Origin of the sequence: Acidovorax sp. GBBC 1281 (assembly GCF_028473645.1) — a bacterium.
Taxonomy (GTDB): domain Bacteria; phylum Pseudomonadota; class Gammaproteobacteria; order Burkholderiales; family Burkholderiaceae_C; genus Paracidovorax.
The window spans coordinates 889,488-908,357 of the sequence record NZ_CP097269.1 but is presented as its reverse complement, the minus strand read 5'-3'; the positions used below and the strand labels follow the sequence as shown (position 1 = coordinate 908,357).

Annotated in this window: 14 protein-coding genes; 4 read left to right on the top strand and 10 right to left on the bottom strand. The window is 68.0% G+C overall.

The genetic code is table 11. The annotated features are described in order from the left end of the window. Window positions 1-130 precede the first annotated feature (130 nt). The 6 genes from M5C96_RS04155 to M5C96_RS04130 are packed head-to-tail and all read right to left on the bottom strand — an operon-like array spanning window position 131 to window position 10,423. The gene (locus M5C96_RS04155; protein ID WP_272567369.1) at window positions 131-6,541 is read right to left on the bottom strand and encodes a hybrid sensor histidine kinase/response regulator; all 6,411 of its coding nucleotides are present in this window, start codon (window positions 6,539-6,541) and stop codon (window positions 131-133) included. 47 nt (window positions 6,542-6,588) lie between these two features. After that, window positions 6,589-8,868, bottom strand: coding sequence for a methyl-accepting chemotaxis protein (locus M5C96_RS04150; RefSeq protein WP_272567368.1), 2,280 nt, complete (start codon window positions 8,866-8,868; stop codon window positions 6,589-6,591). Window positions 8,869-8,889: 21 nt separating this feature from the next. Next, on the bottom strand, window positions 8,890-9,417 hold the full coding sequence (locus M5C96_RS04145; protein ID WP_272567367.1) for a chemotaxis protein CheW: 528 nt from the start codon (window positions 9,415-9,417) through the stop codon (window positions 8,890-8,892). 17 nt (window positions 9,418-9,434) lie between these two features. Then, the gene (locus M5C96_RS04140; protein WP_092741674.1) at window positions 9,435-9,800 is read right to left on the bottom strand and encodes a response regulator; all 366 of its coding nucleotides are present in this window, start codon (window positions 9,798-9,800) and stop codon (window positions 9,435-9,437) included. Further along, entirely contained in the window at window positions 9,800-10,198 is a 399-nt protein-coding gene (locus M5C96_RS04135) for a response regulator (protein ID WP_092741676.1), read from the bottom strand. The genes M5C96_RS04140 and M5C96_RS04135 overlap by 1 nt, the downstream gene beginning before the upstream one ends. A gap of 51 nt (window positions 10,199-10,249) precedes the next feature. Further along, window positions 10,250-10,423: a rubredoxin gene (locus M5C96_RS04130; protein ID WP_272567365.1), complete on the bottom strand. Its 174-nt coding sequence runs from the start codon at window positions 10,421-10,423 to the stop codon at window positions 10,250-10,252. A 95-nt stretch (window positions 10,424-10,518) separates the two neighbouring features. Between M5C96_RS04130 and thiD the strand changes: the two genes are divergently transcribed. The 3 genes from thiD to M5C96_RS04115 all read left to right on the top strand — a co-directional run bounded on the left by thiD (window position 10,519) and on the right by M5C96_RS04115 (window position 14,181). After that, complete coding sequence (gene thiD / locus M5C96_RS04125; RefSeq protein WP_272567362.1) at window positions 10,519-11,472, top strand: bifunctional hydroxymethylpyrimidine kinase/phosphomethylpyrimidine kinase; 954 nt, start codon at window positions 10,519-10,521, stop codon at window positions 11,470-11,472. Beyond that, window positions 11,456-12,769: a glutamate-1-semialdehyde 2,1-aminomutase gene (hemL, locus tag M5C96_RS04120; protein WP_272567360.1), complete on the top strand. Its 1,314-nt coding sequence runs from the start codon at window positions 11,456-11,458 to the stop codon at window positions 12,767-12,769. Before thiD ends, hemL begins: the two co-directional genes overlap by 17 nt. A gap of 173 nt (window positions 12,770-12,942) precedes the next feature. After that, entirely contained in the window at window positions 12,943-14,181 is a 1,239-nt protein-coding gene (locus M5C96_RS04115) for a pectate lyase (RefSeq protein ID WP_272567358.1), read from the top strand. A gap of 106 nt (window positions 14,182-14,287) precedes the next feature. Here the strand turns inward: M5C96_RS04115 and purH are convergent, their stop codons facing one another. The 4 genes from purH to M5C96_RS04095 all read right to left on the bottom strand — a co-directional run bounded on the left by purH (window position 14,288) and on the right by M5C96_RS04095 (window position 18,251). Next, a complete protein-coding gene (purH, locus tag M5C96_RS04110; RefSeq protein ID WP_272567356.1) occupies window positions 14,288-15,913 on the bottom strand; it encodes a bifunctional phosphoribosylaminoimidazolecarboxamide formyltransferase/IMP cyclohydrolase in 1,626 nt (541 codons plus the stop codon). Between the two features lie 83 nt (window positions 15,914-15,996). Continuing rightward, complete coding sequence (locus M5C96_RS04105) at window positions 15,997-16,230, bottom strand: Fis family transcriptional regulator (protein ID WP_005799570.1); 234 nt, start codon at window positions 16,228-16,230, stop codon at window positions 15,997-15,999. Then, a complete protein-coding gene (dusB, locus tag M5C96_RS04100; RefSeq protein ID WP_272567353.1) occupies window positions 16,227-17,276 on the bottom strand; it encodes a tRNA dihydrouridine synthase DusB in 1,050 nt (349 codons plus the stop codon). The genes M5C96_RS04105 and dusB overlap by 4 nt, the downstream gene beginning before the upstream one ends. Window positions 17,277-17,399: 123 nt before the next feature. Next, on the bottom strand, window positions 17,400-18,251 hold the full coding sequence (locus M5C96_RS04095) for a c-type cytochrome (protein ID WP_272567351.1): 852 nt from the start codon (window positions 18,249-18,251) through the stop codon (window positions 17,400-17,402). Window positions 18,252-18,386: 135 nt separating this feature from the next. Between M5C96_RS04095 and M5C96_RS04090 the strand changes: the two genes are divergently transcribed. After that, window positions 18,387-18,866, top strand: a complete 480-nt coding sequence (locus M5C96_RS04090) for a YqaA family protein (RefSeq protein WP_442867355.1) — start codon at window positions 18,387-18,389, stop codon at window positions 18,864-18,866. Window positions 18,867-18,870 lie beyond the last annotated feature (4 nt).

The following is an 18,870-nucleotide window of genomic DNA, read 5'->3' as shown; positions in this document are numbered from 1 at the left end:
GCGCGATCGCCTTTGCGGGACAGCGCGCAACCATGCCGACAGCCACCAGGGCATGGTGCGGCCGGCCCGCTGGATGAAAAGAAAAAGGGCCGCTCGAAAGCGGCCCTCATGGCGGTGGCAGCGGGGCAGCTCAGGCCACGGCCGCTTCGGCGGCTGCCCGCGCATAGTGCTGCACCAGGCTCAGCAACTCCTCGTCCGAATACGGCTTGCCCAGGTAGTGGTTCACCCCCAGTTCGGCCGCATGCTCGCGGTGCTTTTGCGCGATGCGCGAGGTGATCATGATGATCGGCAGATCGCGCAGCACCGCATCGGCACGGATGTTCCGGGCCAAGTCGAAGCCATCCATGCGCGGCATTTCGATGTCGGACAGCACGACGGTCGGGCGCTCTTCCTGCAGCCGCTCCAGGGCCTGCAGGCCATCGGCCGCCAGCACGACGCGGTAGCCTTCGCGCTGCAGCAGGCGCTGCGTGACGCGGCGCACCGTGATCGAATCGTCCACCACCAGCACCAGGGGCACCTGGCTGGCCGCCGACAGGGCCGGCACCGCCGCCTTGCGCTCGCCATCGCCGCCGCCTTGCGCTTCGGCACCGCCGGCCGGCGCCGACAGCGCTGCCAGCTGGGCCCGCACCTGGTCGCCGTACACCGTGGACAACGCCACCGGGTTGTAGATCAGCACGACGGCACCGGAGGCCAGCACCGACATGCCCGCCAGACCCGGCAGGCGCGACAGCTGCGGCCCGAGGTTCTTCACCACGACTTCCTGGTTGCCCAGCACTTCGTCCACGTGCACCGCGATGCGCTGCGATGCGCTGCGCAGCACCACCACCGGACGGGTCTTGCCCGAGGTCTCGCTGCTGCGCTGCGAAGACTGCAGCAAGGCACCCGCCCAGAAGAAGGGCAAGGCCTCCACGCCATCTTCGAACGCGCCATGCTGGTAGGCGGCGTCCAGCTCGCTGGCGGTCGTGCGGCGCACGATCTCCACCAGGTTGGCCGGCACGCCGATGGTCAGGTCGCCCGCGCGCAGCATGACCACCTGCGTCACGGCCGTGGTGAGCGGCAGCACCATGCGGAAGGAAGTACCCTGCCCCGCCGTGGTGTGGGTCTCGATGCGGCCGCCCAGGGCGTTGACTTCGGCCCGGACGACGTCCATGCCGATGCCCCGCCCGGACAGGCCGGTGATCTCGTTCGCCGTCGAAAAGCCCGGCGTGAAAATCAGGTTGGCGGCATCGGCCGTGCTCAACTCGGCGTCCGCAGGGATCAGCCCCTGGTCCACGGCCTTGGCGCGAATGCGGTCGATGTTCAGGCCCGCGCCGTCGTCGCGGAACTCGACCGACACGTCGTTGCCTTCCTGGTGCAGGTCCACCGTGATGGTGCCCGACGCCGGCTTGCCCGCGGCCGTCCTTACCTCGGGGGCCTCGATGCCGTGGGCCACGCAATTGCGCAGCAGGTGTTCGAAGGCGGGCGTCATGCGGTCCAGCACACCCCGGTCCATCTCGATGGAGCCGCCGGAGATGTCCAGCTTGATCTGCTTGCCGGTCTCCTTGGACGCCTGGCGCACCACGGCGTACAGGCGCTCGGAAATGCCTTCGAACTCCACCATGCGGGTGCGCAGCAGGTCGCGCTGCAGTTCGCGGGCCTGGCGGCCCTGCGCGATCAGATCGTCTTCGGCGCCTTCCATGGAGCGCTGCAGGTTGCGCTGCACCGTGGCCACGTCGTTCACCGACTCGGCCATCATGCGCGTCAGTTCCTGCACCCGCGTGAAGCGGTCGAACTCCAGCGGATCGAAGCCTGCGGCCGAATCCTTGGACAGCGCCAGGCGCGACTGCATCTGCGACTCCGCCTGCACCTCGATGTCGCGAAGCTGCTGGCGCAGGCGATCCAGGTTGCCCGACAGATCGGCCAGCGAACCCTTCATCTGCCCCAGCCGCACATCCAGGCGCGAACGGGCGATCATCACCTCGCCTGCCTGGTTGACCAGCCGGTCGAGCAACTGGGCACGCACGCGCACCGACTGGCTCGACACGGGTCGCACGGCCGTGAGCTGCGAGGCCGCCGGCAGGCGCACGGCGGGCAGCTTCTGCAGCACCGGTGCCTCGGGGGCCTCTGCCGACGCCGACGGCGACAAGTCCTGCCGCTCGGAGGCGGGCACGGGTGCCACGGCCACGGGCTCGACCAAGCCTTGCGAGCCGATCTTGCGCAGCGCATCGAAGCTGGCCTGCAGGCCGTCGAAGCTGGCCAGCAGGGGCTCGATCAGCTCCGCCTTGGGATCTTCGACGTCGATCTGCTCGACGGCCGACTCCAGGCGGTGGGCCATCTCGCCCAAACGCATGGCACCGGCCAGCCGCGAACTGCCCTTGAGGGTGTGCAGGGCGCGCAGCAGTTCGCTGCGGGCGCCCAGGTTCTCGGGCCGGGCGGCCCACTGCCGCAGCGCGGCGCCCAGCACCGGCAGCAACTCGATCGCCTCTTCCTCGAAGATGGGGAACAGGTCCGGGTCGATGACGTCCAGCGCGTCGATGTCGTCGTCGATATCGGACGACTGCGCCACCGCATGGGCGATGGCCGCGTCCACCTCGTCGTCGTACGGGTTGGACACCACGACCGACAACGCAGGCGCCACGTAGCCGCGGGCCACCGGCGCAGGCACGTCTTCGGGCTCGGACGGGGCCTCTGCGGAATCCGTCTGGGCCTCTTGCACCGGTTCCGGCGAAGTCTCTTCGCCCGGCACGTCGGCCTCGGCGGTCTCCTCGACCGCCGGCACCTGCGCGGGTTCGGCAGGCAGTGCTTCGGCCGGGGGCAGTTCCTGCAAGGCCTGCGCAGGCTCGTCGGCCAGGGCCTCGCTCTCGCTCTCCAGCGCAGCCAGGCCGCTGCCGACCTCGGTCTGCAAAATCTCGCGCAGCTCGGCCAGCACCTGCTGGTTCGGTTCTTTCAGGAAGCCTGCGGCAAACTGGTGCAGCAGGCGGCGGATGTCATCGGCCGCCGCCAGGAACACGCGGGCCTGGTCGGCCGTGCCTTCCCCGCGCAACTGCACGTGCTGGAGCGCATGCTCCAGGGCGCGCGCCATTTCCGACAGGGCATGGAAGCCGACGGTGGCCGAACTGCCGGCCAGCGAGTGCGCCAGGGCCACGGCCGTGTCGGGCAGCGGTTCGTGCAGCTCCAATGCCCATTCCTGCAGGCAGGTGGCCAGGCGGCGCGACCATTCGTCGGCCTCGTTGAGGTACACGTTGTACAGCGGGATGCCGATGCGCAAGGTCTCGATGACCTTCACCGCCTCGTCCTGCGCGGCCGCTTCGGCGTCGGCGTCGGCGACCGGTTCGGCCGGTTCGGCCGGCACATCCTCGACCCCATCCTCCATGGCTTCAACGACCTCGACCATGTCCCGCACGGAGGCCATTTCGGGCTCGGTCTCGGTGTGTGGTTCTGGCTCGATTGCGAGATCGTCCTGGTGGGCGGCGGTATCCGGCAACGCACCTGCCGCGTCGGACTCCAGTTCGGGCACGTCCAGCAGAGAGTCATCCGCGGCCAGCTCGGGCAAGGCCTCGGCCGCCAGGTCGTCGGGCAGGTCCAGCGCCAGATCGGCCAACTCGGCCTGCGACAGCTCGGACAGCGCCGCAGGTTCTGCCGCGTCCACCAGCGCGTCATCGAGCGAAGGCAGCGGCACGTCCTGCACCGGCTCCTGCGCAGGGGCCTCGGCGACCGGAGGCAATTCTTCCGCCAGGGCCTCGGCGAACACCGAAAAGTCGATGTCTTCGGCCATTTCGGGCGCCGCGGCTTGCGCAGGCTCTTGAGGCGCTGGTTCGGCACCGGCCAGCTCCGGCATTTCGGTGTCTGCGAAGTCGAGCATCGGCGGCTCGTCTTCGAGGATCAGGTCGAACTCATGGACCGGCACGGATGCCGTCGCGGGTTCGATGGCCTCGGCGGCCTCGATGGTCTCGATGGTCTCGGCAGCAGCGGGGGCGGCCTGCACCTCCGGCGTTTCGGCAGGCAGATCGATCTCGGGCAAGGTCTCCGACAGGTCCTCGGCCACGGTCGGCAGCGGCTCGGCCGGCGTTTCGGCCACGACGCCACCGGCCGAGGGCACGGCTAGCGGCAGGAAGGTGCCGGTGTCGCGCATGGCTTCGGCCGATGCGTTGAACGCCCGGGGTTGCCAGGCCGAGGCATCGCCGGCTGCAATGTCGTCCGCCCAGGCGCCGAAGGCCCGCAAGGCCTCGCCCGACAACTGCAGCAGAGCGGGGGGCATGGGCTTTTGCTCTGCCAGCCAGGCGTTGAGCACCTGCTCCATCGACCAGGCCGCTTCACCGAAGGCATCCAGGCCCACCATGCGCGAGCTGCCCTTGAGCGTGTGGAACGCGCGCCGCAGCGTGGTCTGTTCGCTCAGGTCGGCCGGCTTGGCTTTCAGGGCGTCGACCGCAGCCAGTCCGTTGGCCACCACTTCGCGCGCTTCTTCCAGGAAGATGTCGAGCAGTTCGTCTTCCTCATCGTCCTGCGTGGCATCTGCAGCCGCCACGGGGGCCGGTGCGGGCGCCGCAGGCGCGGGGGGAAGGCTCTCCACGGGTTCGATGGCGGCCGGCGGGGCCTCGGCCAGCGCCGCTGCGGAGGAAGGCAATTCCAGCACTTCTTCCAGCGTCGGGGCCAGTTCGCCCAGCGACTCCTGCACCACCTTGGGAGCGGGCTCCACGCGGGGAACGATTTCGGGCGCGACCACGGGGCCGCGCTCTTCGACCTTGGCGATCAGTTCCTCGGGCGCATCGGTGGCACGGCCACGGGTACGGCCCATGAGAATGCGCAACTCGCCCAACTCTTCGTCATAGACGAATAGCTTGCGGGCCATGGTGCGCTGGTAGCTCAGCATGTCGATCAGGAAGCCCAGGGCCCCCAGGCTGCTGCCCAGCTTCTCGAACACCTGCTGGCGCTCGGATTCGGGAACCTGGCCGATCAGCAGACGCTCGACGGTGTCGCGCATGCGCAGCACCGCCAGCGATGCCTGGTCCAGGCCCAGCACCGACAGCACGCCGCGCATCTGCGCCAGGCGGCCCGGCACGGGCGCCAGCGTGGACAGGTCGTCCGGGCTGCGGAAATACTGGTCCAGGGCCTTTTCGGCTTCGCCGAGCGTGGACCGGAGTTCGTCCACCACGCTGCCCATCGTCTGGTGGTCGCTGACGCGGCGGTACAGCTCTTCCATCCAGGGCTCGAGGGGGGCCGATTCGCCGCCCGCGGTCACGTTGTCCAGCCGCTCCGCCAGCCGCGCGGCGCGGTCCGCCATGTATTCGTGTGCCGAGTCCAGCTCTTCGAACGTGGCCTGCAGGTACAGCACGGCCGTCGCCACTTCCATGGCGAGGGCCGGCGACGGAGGCTCTCCGGAGCGGGTGGTCACCTCCACGGCGCGGGTCAGTGCCTTGGCGAGGCTGTCGCTGCCCGGGTGCAGCTTGGACAGCGAATCGCACACCAGGCTGAACTGGTCGGTGGCCGGCTTGAGCTTGTTGCGATCGCCGCCTGCGAGGGCCGACCAGGTTTCGGTGGCGGCCGACATGCGCTTGCGCGCCTGGGCCAGCAGCGCCGGATCGAACAGCCCGAACCGGGGGGTTTCGTAATCCACGGCCTTGAACCGGTCCAGGCCGAACGCCTGGCGCACGGCCTGCAGTGCCGATCCATCGCCCGCGGGCTCGTTGGCCGCCAGCGGCCGCGCCTGGGAGCAGAAAAAGAGCAGGTCCTGCACCAGCCGGTCGGCAATGGTCGGATCGCCCTTGGCCAGGGTGGCATATTGCATGAGCACGCGGGAGGCCACGCGCTTCACGTACAGATCGGGGTTGAGGCGGCCCTTGGAGAGCGCCTCGAAGAAGCCCGCGCAGATCTTCCAGAACGCGCGCGACTGGCGGTCCGACTGCGATGCCACGAAGGCCAGGCAGATGTCGCGCAGATCGCTTGCCGCGGTCAGGTCGCCCGTCTTGACGATGCGCAGCACGGCCGAGTCGAGCCGCGCACGCGCCTCGGGGCCATAGTCGAGCGGCGGCACGGACACGGCGAAGTCGGGCTCGCGAAAGCGCCTCTCCACCGGCCACAGGTCGGCCGGGTGCACACGTTCCGCACCCGCCAGCGCCTGGGCATCACGGTATTGGGGAAACAGCGCCACCGGCGAGACGGATTTGCCCGCCAGCACGCTTTCCAGGTATTCGACCAGCGCGAAGCTCGCGCGCTCGATCACGCCGGCGGCTTCGTCGCTGCACAGCTCGGGCCGGTGCACGAACTTCTGCACCGCTGCCTCCATGGCACGCAGCACGAGCGCCGGCGGGCCCATGCCCACCATCTCCAGCGCCCCGCTGGCCTGGTGCAGTTGCTGCCGCGCGATGCGCAATGTGCCGGCGTCGAGCGACGCCAGATCGGATTCGCGTGCCAGCTCGGCGTCGCGCACGAAGCGGCGCATGGCCTTGACGGCGCCGTCGAGGGACTTGCGCAACTCATCGAGCACCCAAGCAAGAGGACCCAGGTCCTGCTCACCCTGGGTCCAGTCTGCGGCGGGTGCGTTTGCGGCGTCAGTAGATGACATGGATTCGTCCCCGGCTCCGCGAGCCAGTTCGTTGATGGGTCCGCGCGTCAGGCGATCTTGAAACGTGCAACCGACTGGCGCAGCTCTTCAGCCATGTGCGACAGTTCGCGCACCTGCTGGGCCGTCGTGCGGGTGCCCTCGCCGGTCTGTTCCGTCACCGCAAAAATGTGCTGGATGTTGTCGGCCACTTCGTTGGCCAGTTCGGCTTCGCGGGACGTGGAGGACGAAATCTGCTCGATCAGGTCGGCCAGGCGGCGCGACACGCGATCGATCTCGGTCAGGGCCGTACCGGCGCTGTCGGACAGTCGGGCCCCTTCCACCACACCCTGCGTGGAACGCTCCATGGCGGCCACGGCATCCTGCGTGTCGGTCTGAATGGCCTTCACCAGCGCCGAGATCTGGCGCGTGGCATCGGCGGAGCGCTCGGCCAGCCGCTGCACTTCTTCCGCCACCACCGAGAAGCCGCGACCGGCTTCACCGGCCGACGCGGCCTGGATGGCGGCGTTCAGTGCCAGCACGTTCGTCTGCTCGGTAATGTCGGAAATCAGCTCGGTGATTTCGCCGATCTCCTGCGACGATTCGCCCAGGCGCTTGATCCGCTTGGAGGTGTCCTGGATCTGGTCGCGGATGGAATTCATACCGCCGATGGCGTTCTGCACGGCCTGCAGGCCGGAATCGGCCGCTTGCAGCGACTGGCGCGCCACCGAGGCGGATTCCTGCGCTTGCGTGGACACTTCGTTGATTCGGCTCGCCATGTCGAGCACCGAGCGGCCAGTTTCGCGAATTTCGCGCAGCTGCTCGGTCGAAGCGGCCAGCAGCTCGGTCGAGGTGCTGTCCACCTGGGACGTCGTCTGTGCCACGCGGGTGGCCGTGTTCTGCACGCTGCCCACCAGCTGGCGCAACTCTTCCACCGTGTAGTTCACCGAGTCGGCGATGGCGCCGGTGATGTCTTCCGTCACGGTGGCTTCCTGGGTCAGATCGCCTTCGGCGACCGACTGCAGTTCGTTCATCAAACGCAAAATGGCGGCCTGGTTGGCGTCGTTCACGCGCTTGGCTTCCTGCTCCTGGCGGCGGGCATCCTTTTGCTGCGATTCGGCAGAGGCCTGGCGCGAACGGCTGTCCATCAGCTGGACGCGCGAGATGCCGATACCGCACAACAGCACGAACAGGCCGGCGATGGCCAGCGCGGCGAACTGGCCGGCACCCAGGCCCGTCTGGGACGACAGCTTGGTCTGCAGGCCTTCCAGCTGGCGACGCAGCGGTTCGCTGTCGGCAATGATGGCGGACTGCGCTTCACGGGCGGACACCAGGCCTTGCAGGTTGCCCAGAATGGCGCTGGCTTGCGAACGCGTCTGTTCGTAGAGCTTGATCAGGCTTTCCAGTTGCTCGCGGGTCTGAGCATCCCGGGTGGCGGCCAGGCGCAGGTCGGCGCTGCCGTCCAGCATGCCCTGGGCGATTTCCTTGAACGAGTTCAAGTCCTTGCCCAGCAGGAACACGGCCTCGGGGCTCACGCCTTCGGTGGTCTGGAATTCGTTGGCGGACTTGCCGATGCGCTGGGTCAGCATCACCAGTTGGCCAGCGGCGGAGATTTCAGCGGCCGGGGCGTTCTGCTGCAGCTTGAGCGAGGAAATCGTTTCAGCGATTTCCAGCAGGTCGGACGATTGGCGGTTGATGGTGCGCAGTGCGTCGCCCACCTGCGTCAGGATCTTCTGCTGGCCCATCACCACGCTGGCGTTGCGCTCGGCGCGCTCCATCAGCGGGTTCACCGCCTCCAGGTCGGGCTTGAACTGCTCGCCCAGGGCCTGCACGTTCAGGTCGCTGTCGCCCGTGGTCAGGGCACGCACGTCACGCGCCAGGGAGCCCGAGCTTTCCATCACGTCCGGGAAGGCCTGGGGGCTGCCCACCAGCGCCTGCGAAACGGATTTGGCCAGGCGTTGCGACTGCATCAGCGACTGGCCGGTCGCGGCCAGTTGCTGTGCGGAACGGTCGGCCTGCTGCAGCACCCAGCCGGCGATCGCCGCCAGCACGATCACGCCGATGGCCAGCAGCATCAGCAGGCGGCGCTGGTGGCTGGCGGCCGTGGCCCGGCCCAGCAGGGGCAGCGAGATCAGGTCTTCGTCGGCGACTTCGCCTTCTGCGAACTGCGAGATCGCAGAAGGGTCACCCTGCACGCTGTTCATGGCGTCCGCCTGGTAGGAGTCACGCAGCGAGGACGCATCGGACGTCAACGGATCCAGCCCGGCATCCGCTCCCGAAAGCCCTGGGTTGGCATCCGGCTCGGCGGGCTTGCGGTTGAACATTTTTGCAAATGGGTTGACGACGGACATGGTGCGGCCTTACAGAAAAACTCAAGCACTGATGCTGAGGAAAGCGGGGTGTTGGGACAGGGCTTGCAGGTTGAGCTCCTGCCATTGGACTCCCTGGGAATCCAGATACGTGGTGCCGTAGAACGGGGGCGCGTCTTCGGCGGGGGGCTCGGAGGAAACGAAGGCTTCCGTGCCGCGCAGGCCGGCCAGGCGATCGACCAGCAGCGCGGCGTTCACATCGAGCACCGCATTGAAAGCCAGCAGGCTGGCATCGGCCAGCGCCTGCTCGGTGCGATTGGACGGCAAACCGAGCAACCCTGCCAGATCGACCACGCCGATCAGCGAGCCGCGCAGGTTGGCCACCCCGAGGAACCAGGCATGGGTATAGGGCACGGCTTGCACGCCCGCCCAGGGAAAGATCTCTCCCGACTGGCCCAGCGGCAGCAGGAAACGGCGCCCCGCCGACTCGACGGCCAGCCAGGACGAAACAGACACACCCTCGCCCCGCGCCGCCTGCAGGCGGGCTGCAAGGCGGGTCTGGAGCTCTCTCAGCGCTTCACGGTTGGCCATGGACGGTCCGGGCGCTTTTAGTTCAGTGCGTCGATCTTGGCTTGCAGCTCGGCAGGATCCACCGGCTTGGTGATGTAGCCGCGAGCGCCCTGGCGCATGCCCCACACCCGGTCGGTTTCCTGGTTCTTGCTGGTGCACATGATGATCGGCACGTCAGCGAACTGGGGGTCGCGGGTGATGGCGCGCGTGAGCTGAAAGCCGTTCTGGCCCGGCATCACGACGTCCATGAGGATCAGGTCGGGCTTTTCTTCCGCGAGGCGGCGGAAGGCTTCTTCGGCATTTTCCGCGGTGCGGACCTGCATGCCCTTTTTTTGCAGCAAGTCGGTCAGAAACATCAACTCGGTCTTCGAGTCGTCAACGACCAGTACTTTCTGGATAGGCATTACATCGCTCCTTGTTGGGCATTACCGAACTGCTGAACTGCTTTCAGCAGCTGGTCTTTGGTAAATGGTTTGGTGAGATATTCCTGGCACCCCACCATGCGTCCACGCGCCTTGTCGAAAACGCCGTCCTTGGAGGAGAGCATCACGACGGGCGTGTCGGCGAAGCGCGCGTTGCGCTTGATGATGGCGCAGGTCTGATAGCCGTCCAGCTTGGGCATCAGGATGTCGCAGAAGATCAACTGGGGCTGGTAGTCGTTGACCTTGGCCAAGGCATCGAAGCCATCGTCGGCGAGCAGCACTTCGTGGCCACCCTGCTTGAGAAAGATTTCTGCGCTGCGGCGGATGGTATTGCTGTCATCCACGACGAGCACCTTGAAGGATGCGCCTGTTGTAGTCAATTTCGTCACCGCTCCTGAAGGGGAAATAACAACGCTGGCAGGAGCCGCGCCTCAGATCTGGACCATTTCGAAGTCTTCCTTGCGAGCGCCACACTCCGGACAGGTCCAATTCATGGGCACTTGATCCCACGGCGTATTGGGCGCTATTCCGTGCTCAGGAGAACCTGTTGCCTCGTCATATATCCAACCGCAAATCAAGCACATCCAGGTTTTAGGGTCCGTCACAGCTTAAATGGCCTTCACATAGAATGCAACGATTGTATCCAAGCATCTCAACGGGAAGGCAGTTTCCGTGCCAACCGTTACGCTGGTGCGGCGCCATGACCACAGATTCCCCCCTCCCCCCAGACCTCTCCCCATCCCCCGATGAAGCCGACGACGACGGCGCCACCCCCGCCTGCGTGATGGTGTTCAACGCCAACGACCCGAGCGGGGCCGGCGGGCTGACGGCGGACATCGCCACCATCGCCTCCGTGGGTGGCCACCCGATCGCGGTGGCCACGGGCGCCTACATCCGCGACACGGCCGAGATCTTCGACCACTACGCCTTCGACGACGAGGCGGTGGCCGAGCAGGCCCGCACCGTGCTGGAAGACCTCACCGTGCAGGCCATCAAGGTGGGCTTCGCGGGCAGCCCCGAGAACCTGAGCGCCATCGCGTCCATCGCGTCCGACTACGACGACGTGCCCGTGATCGCCTACATGCCCAATCTGTCCTGGTGGCGGGACGACCTCATCGACCAGTACCTGGACGCCTTTCAGGAACTGCTGCTGCCCCAGGTCTCGCTGTTGGTAGGAAACCACAGCACCCTGTGGCGTTGGCTGCTGCCAGACTGGACCAGCGAGAAAAAGCCTTCCGCGCGCGACCTGGCCATGGCCGCCTCCGAGCTGGGCGTGCCTTATGTATTGGTGACCGGCATTCCCGCGCCCGAGCAGTTCGTGGAGAACGTGCTCGCCTCGCCGCAGACGGTGCTGGGCAGCGGCAAGTTCGAACTGTTCGAGGCCACCTTCGCCGGTGCCGGCGACACGCTCTCGGCCGCCCTGACGGCGCTGGTCGCCAGCGGCAACGACCTGGGCGAGGCCACGAGCGAGGCGCTCGCCTACCTGGACCGTTGCCTGGACGCTGGCTTTCGCCCGGGCATGGGCCACATCATCCCCGACCGCATGTTCTGGGCGCAGCCCGACGATGACGAGGATGACGAAGACGGCGAGCCCACTCCCGACCCCACCGCCATCGACGGCTTCGTGATGCCACCCCATGACACCCAGCACTGACCTCAACCTCTCCCTGTTCGAACGCGCCAAGGCGCTCATCCCCGGCGGCGTCAATTCGCCCGTGCGGGCCTTCAAGGCCGTGGGCGGCACGCCGCGCTTCGTGCAGCGTGCGCAAGGCGCCTACTTCTGGGACGCCAACGGCCAGCGCTTCATCGACTACATCGGCTCCTGGGGGCCGATGATCCTGGGCCACGGCCACCCGGCCGTGCTCGAGGCGGTGCAGAAGGCGGCGGTCGAGGGCTTCAGCTTCGGCGCCCCGACCGAGCGCGAGGTCGAACTGGCCGAGGCCATCATCGCGCACGTGCCGTCGATGGAGATGATCCGCCTAGTGAGCTCGGGCACCGAGGCCGGCATGAGCGCCATCCGCCTGGCGCGCGGCGCCACGGGCCGCAGCAAGATCATCAAGTTCAACGGCTGCTACCACGGCCATGCCGATGCCCTGCTGGTGAAGGCCGGCTCGGGCCTGGCCACCTTCGGCCACGCCACGAGCGCGGGCGTGCCGCCCGAGGTGGTGCAGCACACCCTGGTGCTCGAATACAACGACATCGCACAGCTGGAGGAGGCCTTCGCCCTGCATGGCCGGGACCTGGCCTGCCTGATGATCGAGCCGATCGCCGGCAACATGAACTTCGTGCGCGCCAGCGTGCCATTCATGCAGCGCTGCCGCGAGCTGTGCACGCAGTACGGCGCACTGCTGGTGTTCGATGAGGTCATGACCGGTTTCCGTGTGGCGCTGGGCAGCGCCCAAAGCCTGTACGCCCGGAGCATTCCCGGCTTCCAGCCCGACCTCACGGTGCTGGGCAAGGTGATCGGCGGCGGCATGCCACTGGCGGCGTTCGGCGGGCCGCGCGCGATCATGGAGCACCTGGCGCCGCTCGGGCCCGTGTACCAGGCCGGCACGCTGTCGGGCAACCCCGTGGCGACAGCCTGCGGCCTGGCCACGCTGCGCGAGATCGCCCGGCCGGGCTTCTACGACGCGCTGGGCGCACGCACCCGCTCGCTGGTCGAAGGCCTGGCGCAGGCCGCGCAGGCGGAAGGCGTGCCGTTCAGCGCCGACAGCGAAGGCGGCATGTTCGGCTTCTTCCTGCTGCCTGAGCTGCCGCAGAACTACCCCACGGTGATGGCGACGGACGGCGCGCGGTTCAACACGCTGTTCCATGGCTTGCTGGACCGCGGCGTGTACATCGCCCCGGCGCTGTATGAAGCCGGCTTCGTGAGCAGCGCGCACACCGCGCAGGACATCGACGAGACCGTGGCGATCGCGCGCGACGTGTTCCGTACGCTCGCCGCCCGCTAGGGACCGAGCCGCCCGCGGGGCCAACGCCGCCCACCCACGGCGCTTCGGGTGGTGCGGCGCCGCTTCGTGCGGCCGCCCTGCAAAGCAGGCGCGCAGCGCACAGTGTTCGCGAAGCCACGCATGTTGCGTGGCATTTTGACCGACGGCCCGTTCCGCCGGGATCGCGAGCACCCATGAGCCCCATCGACCTTCTTTCTTCCTTCAGTGCCTGGAACACCCACCGCAAGGCCCAGGTCCAGTCCGGAAATTCCCCGTCCTCCGCCTCGGGCACCGACAGCCAGACGCTGCAGAAAGCCATCGAGTCCCTGCTCAAGGGGTTTCTGGAAAAGCTGATCAAGGAATTGACCGGCCAGCAGGGGTCCGGTTCATCCGGCAGCTCCGGCGGCGGGTCGCCGTCCCCATCGCCATCTCCGGCACCGTCTTCTTCGCCCTCGCCCGCCGCCGCGCCTTCTTCGGGACCGTCGCCGGCACCGTCCCCCGGTGCGGCCACACCCACACCCGCGCCAGCGCCCACGCAAGCCCCGGCGCCGACGGCAGCGGCGCCCACGCCCGACCCGTCCACGATCACGAACGCGCCCAAGCCATCGCCGACGCCTGCACCGCCGCCCCCCACGGAGGTGGGTTCGGGCGGCAAGGCACCGGCGACCGCGCCGTCGTCAGCCCCCACGCCAGCCCCATCCCCGTCAACGAATTCAGCCATCACCAAGCCGCCGGCGAACATGAAGGTCGCCGAGCCCACGGGCGTGGAAGAGGTGAACAAGCCCATCATCGTGAAGGCGGGCACGACCTACGACGGGCAAGGCAAACTGTTCAACGCCGGCGCCGGGCTGAACGGCGGCGGCACCGCCGAAACGCAGTTGCCGATGTTCATCCTCGAACCGGGCGCATCGATCAAGAACCTGCAGTTCAAGGGCGGGGACGGCATCCACCTGCTGGGCGATGCCAAGCTGGACAACGTGCACGGCCTGCAGACCGGGGACGACTTCGTCACCGTGGACGGCGCGGAGAACAAGGCGGTCGACGCCCAGCGCGCCGGCATCTCGGCGAAGGACCTTCCGAGCGGCCCGGCCCAGGTGGAGATCACGAACTCGTCGTTCCAGAACAGCCACGACAAGGCGATCCAGATCAACGGCGACGTGAACCTGAAGCTCCAGGGCATCTACGCCGACAACATCGGCCAGCTGGCGGTCACGCGCGGCGGCTACCCGATCACGGCGAACGTGGACATCTCCGATTCGACCTTGCAGAACCTCAAGGCCTTCACCTTCCGCTTCGACTCCAAGCACTCCACCATCAACATCTCGAACACCGACGTGGACGGTGGCAAGACGCCGGTGAACGTGATGGCGGGCGACCCCAGCAAGGTGCACGGCGCCGGCAGCGTGCGCCAGTCCGTCCAGACCGTCGGGTGACCTGACGCGCCACAACGGCGAAGGCCCTGCCAGCGCAGGAAGGCAGGGTCGGCCTTTCCCGCGCTGGCAGGGCCTTCGCGCTTGGGGGAGGTTCCTGCCGACCGGCTCAGTGGCGGAAGTGGCGCACGCCGCTGAACACCATGGCCACGCCGCGCTCGTCGGCGGCGTCGATCACTTCCTGGTCGCGCATGCTGCCGCCGGGCTGGATGACGCAGGTCGCGCCCGCGTCCACCACCACGTCCAGGCCATCGCGGAAGGGGAAGAACGCGTCGCTCGCCACCACCGTGCCGGCCAGCGACAGGTTGGCGTGCTGCGCCTTGATGCTGGCGATGCGCGCCGAGTCCAGGCGGCTCATCTGGCCCGCGCCCACGCCCATCGTCATGCCGCCCTTGCAGAACACGATGGCGTTGCTCTTGACGTACTTGGCGACCTTCCAGGCGAACAGCAGGTCTTCCATCTCTTCCAGCGTGGGCTGCTTTTTCGTGACGACCTTGATGTCGATCATCGACAGCTCATGGTTGTCGGCCGACTGCAGCAGCATACCCGAGCCGATGCGCTTGGCATCCATGGCATTGCGGCCGCGGTGCCAGGGCGTGTTGCTGCCCAGGGCGTATTCCGCCGCGTCCAACGCCGGAGGCAGCGCGATCTTGAGCAGGCGCACGTTGGCCTTGGCCTTGAAGACATCGAGCGCATCAGCCGTGAAGTCGGGGGCCATCAGCACCTCCACGAACTGCTTGGCGATCTGCTGCGCCGCGGCGCCGTCCACCGGGCGGTTGAAGGCGATGATGCCGCCGAACGCGCTGGTGGGATCGGTCTGGAACGCCTTGCCGTAGGCGCCCAGGGCATCGAGCCCCACGGCCACGCCGCACGGGTTGGCGTGCTTGACGATCACGCAGGCCGGCACGTCGAAGCTCTTGACGCATTCCCAGGCGGCGTCGGCGTCGGCGATGTTGTTGTACGAGAGTTCCTTGCCCTGCAGCTGCACGCCGGTGACGATGGAGCCGGGCGCGGGGTACAGGTCGCGGTACAGCGCGGCCTGCTGGTGGCCGTTCTCGCCGTAGCGCAGATCCTGCACCTTGGTGAAGATGCCGTTGCTCTGGCCGGGGAAGGCCGTGCGGGCGGGCACGTAGTCCTCGGCCAGCTTCTCGGCCTCGAACGTGACGGACGAGAGGTAGTCGCTGATGGCCGCGTCGTACTGCGCGATGCGGTTGAACGCGGCGACCGACAGGCCGAAGCGCAATGCATCCGACAGCTTGCCCGACGCCTTCAGCTCGCCCAGCACGCTCTCGTACTGCGCGGCGTCGGTCACCACGCCCACGTCCTTCCAGTTCTTGGCAGCGCTGCGCACCATCGCGGGCCCGCCGATGTCGATGTTCTCGATCGCATCGGCCAGCGTGCAGCCGGCCTTGGCCACCGTGGCCTCGAAGGGGTAGAGATTGACCACCAGCAGGTCGATGGTGTCGATGCCGTGCGCGGCCAGCGCGGCCATGTGCTCGGGCAGCTCGCGGCGCGCCAGCAGGCCGCCGTGCACCTTGGGGTGCAGCGTCTTGACGCGGCCGTCCAGCATCTCGGGGAACTGCGTGACCTCGGCCACTTCGGTCACGGGCAGGCCGGCCTTGGCCAGCAACTGGGCGGTGCCGCCGGTGGACAGCAGCCGGATGCCCAGCGCGTGCAGGGCCTGGGCGAATTCAACGATGCCGGTCTTGTCGGAGACGGAGAGAAGTGCGTTCATGGCAGGGGGTGGGGTTTGATTGAAATCGGGCTTCAGCACAATATCCACTAGGGCATTACGCTATTAAATTTATAGCAACTGAATTACAGCAGCTTGTGCTCCACCAGCTTCTTGCGCAAGGTGTTGCGGTTCAGTCCCAGCCATTCGGCCGCGCGAGACTGGTTGTTGTCGGCGTGGCTCATGACCACTTCCAGCAGGGGTTTTTCGACCACGCGCACCAGCATGTCGTACATGCCGTCCGGTGTCTCGCCCCCTAAGTCGCGAAAGTAGCCCTGCAGGCTCTCCCGCACGCATTCTTCGATGTGTTTCTTGCTCATGCCGCCAGGTCTTCCTGTTTTTCGCTGGGGTCTGCGTCCTCGGTGTGCGCGGGGGGCAGCCGGTCCATCCGTTGCCCGATCGCATCCAGATAGTGGGCCACCGCGTGCCACTGTTCGGAGCAGTCCTCGATGGTGTTGATGTGTTGCCTGAACGCCTCGCCGCCGGGCAGGGCCCGCACGTACCAGGCGATGTGCTTGCGCGCGCTGCGCATGCCGGTGAACTCGCCGTAGAGGCGATAGTGGTCCTGCAGGTGGTCCAGCAGCAGGCGCCGCACCTCGGCCACCAGCGGCGGCGCGAGATGCTCGCCCGTGGCGAGGTAGTGGCCGATCTCGCGGAAGATCCACGGCCGGCCCTGCGCCGCGCGCCCGATCATGATCGCGTCGGCGCCCGTGGCGGCCAGCACCTCGCGCGCCTTCTCGGGCGAGGTGATGTCGCCGTTGGCCACCACCGGCACGCGCACCGCGGCCTTCACGGCGGCGATGGTGTCGTATTCGGCCTGGCCACGATAGCCCTGCTCTCTCGTGCGGCCGTGCACCGTCAGCATCTGGATGCCCACGCCCTCGAACGCCCGGGCCAGGGCCACGGCGTTCTTGTGCTCCTGGCTCCAGCCGGTGCGCATCTTGAGCGTGACGGGCACGTTGCGCGGGGCACAGGCCCCGACGACGGCCTCGGCGATTTCCAGGGCCAGGGCCTCGTTCTGCATCAGGGCGGAGCCCGCCCATTTGTTGCAGACCTTCTTGGCCGGGCAGCCCATGTTGATGTCGATGATCTGCGCGCCCCGGTCCACGTTGTAGAGCGCGGCCTCGGCCATCATCTGAGCGTCGGTGCCGGCGATCTGCACGGCGATGGGGCCGGGCTCGCCCTCGTGGTTGGCCCGGCGCGAGGTCTTGAGGCTGTCCCACAGGTCCTTGCGCGACGTGACCATCTCGCTCACCGCGTAGCCCGCCCCCAGCGCCTTGCACAGCTGGCGGAACGGCCGGTCCGTGACGCCCGCCATCGGGGCGACGAACAGGCGGTTCGCCAAAGGAATGTGGCCGATGTGCATGGGAGGGGGGAGGCAGCGCGTGCTGAAAAAGGAGGCAGGATTGTAGCTGCTCAAAATTTCAGCAAATGAAAAGTGCGTCCGGCGCCGCCACGGCCCCCCATCGGCGGCCCGCCGCGCCGTTCTTCAGCGCGCCCCGCGGCGCTCGCGGGCCATGTGCTGCAGGTAGCTCACCAGATCGTCCAGATCGCTGTCGCTGAGCCGGTCCGGCGCGAAGCTGGGCATCGACTGCCCGGGCCATTGGCGCACGCTGGCCGGGTTGCGCACCAGCTGGCGCAGCGCCTGCGGCTGGAAGTACTCCACGGGGCTCATCGGCAGGTTCAGGTCGGGCCCCAGGCGCGCTTCGCCGCCGCCGTTCATGGTGTGGCAGACGAAGCACTGCGCCACGAAGATCGCCTGGCCGCGCCGGCGCACATCGCCCGCGGGCACCTCGGGCGCGACGCCGATCCGGGGCCAGCGCTTTTCCGGTGCCTCGCGCACGTGCAGCCGGGCCACGGCATAGGGCCACTGCTCGCTGAGCACGCCGTCGGCCACCGGCCAGACGATGTAGAACGGTCCGGGGCCCGACGCCTTGCCCGGCAGCACAGGCCAGGGCGCACCGGCCGGCTCGACCGCCAGCCAGGCCTGGCCCCGCCCCGGGCGCAGCACCAGCGCGCCGGGCAACTGGGCGACGAAGCCATCGAGCGCGACCGCCTCCAGCACGTCGCCCGCGCCCAGGCCCAGGCCGTTCAGCACGGCGGCCAGGGGCACGGCGCGGTAGCGCATGGGCCGGTGGTAGGCCACGTCCGCCGGCACGTCGATGTCGCGCGCCTCGGGGTGGCGCAGCAGCGTTTCGGTATCGACCTGCCGGGCACCGCCCGGCCCCTCAAGATGCAGCGTGGCGGCCTGCGCCGCACCGGCCAAGCAGCAGGCCAGGCCGAGCGCGCCCACGGCCAGCGCCCGGCGCACGGCCGGGACGGAAACATCGAACCATTGCATGGTGGGGAACCTCCTCTTGTATGGGTGTGCGGCGGCGGCCCACCGGCGGGCCGCACCGCGGCGCGATCGTAGCGGAGCCCAAGCGCCTGTCTGACAGCGAAGGCTCGCCAGCGTCCCCTAAACTGCGCCCCAGTTATGGAAATCTGGATGAACCACCTCATGGACCTGCTGGCGCTGCCCCAGTACGGCCTCAGCACAGTGTTCATGGTGTCGTTCATCTCCGCCACGCTGCTGCCGCTGGGCTCCGAGCCCGCGGTGTTCGGACTCATCAAGCTCAACCCGGAACTCTTCTGGCCTGCCGTGGTGGTGGCCACCGCAGGCAACACGCTGGGCGGCGCCGTGAGCTGGTGGATGGGCCTGGGCGCGCACAAGGCCGTGGACCGCGCCCGGGGCGAGCATTCCAATCCCCGCGCCCTCGCCTGGCTGCAGCGCTTCGGCCCCAAGGCCTGCCTGCTGAGTTGGCTGCCCGTCGTGGGCGACCCGCTGTGCGCGGTGGCCGGCTGGCTCAAGCTGCCCTTCTGGCCCTGCGTGGCCTACATGGCGGTGGGCAAGTTCGGGCGCTACCTGGCCATGACGGCCGGGCTGCTGTACCTCTGGCCCGAGGCGGGGCGCTGAATCC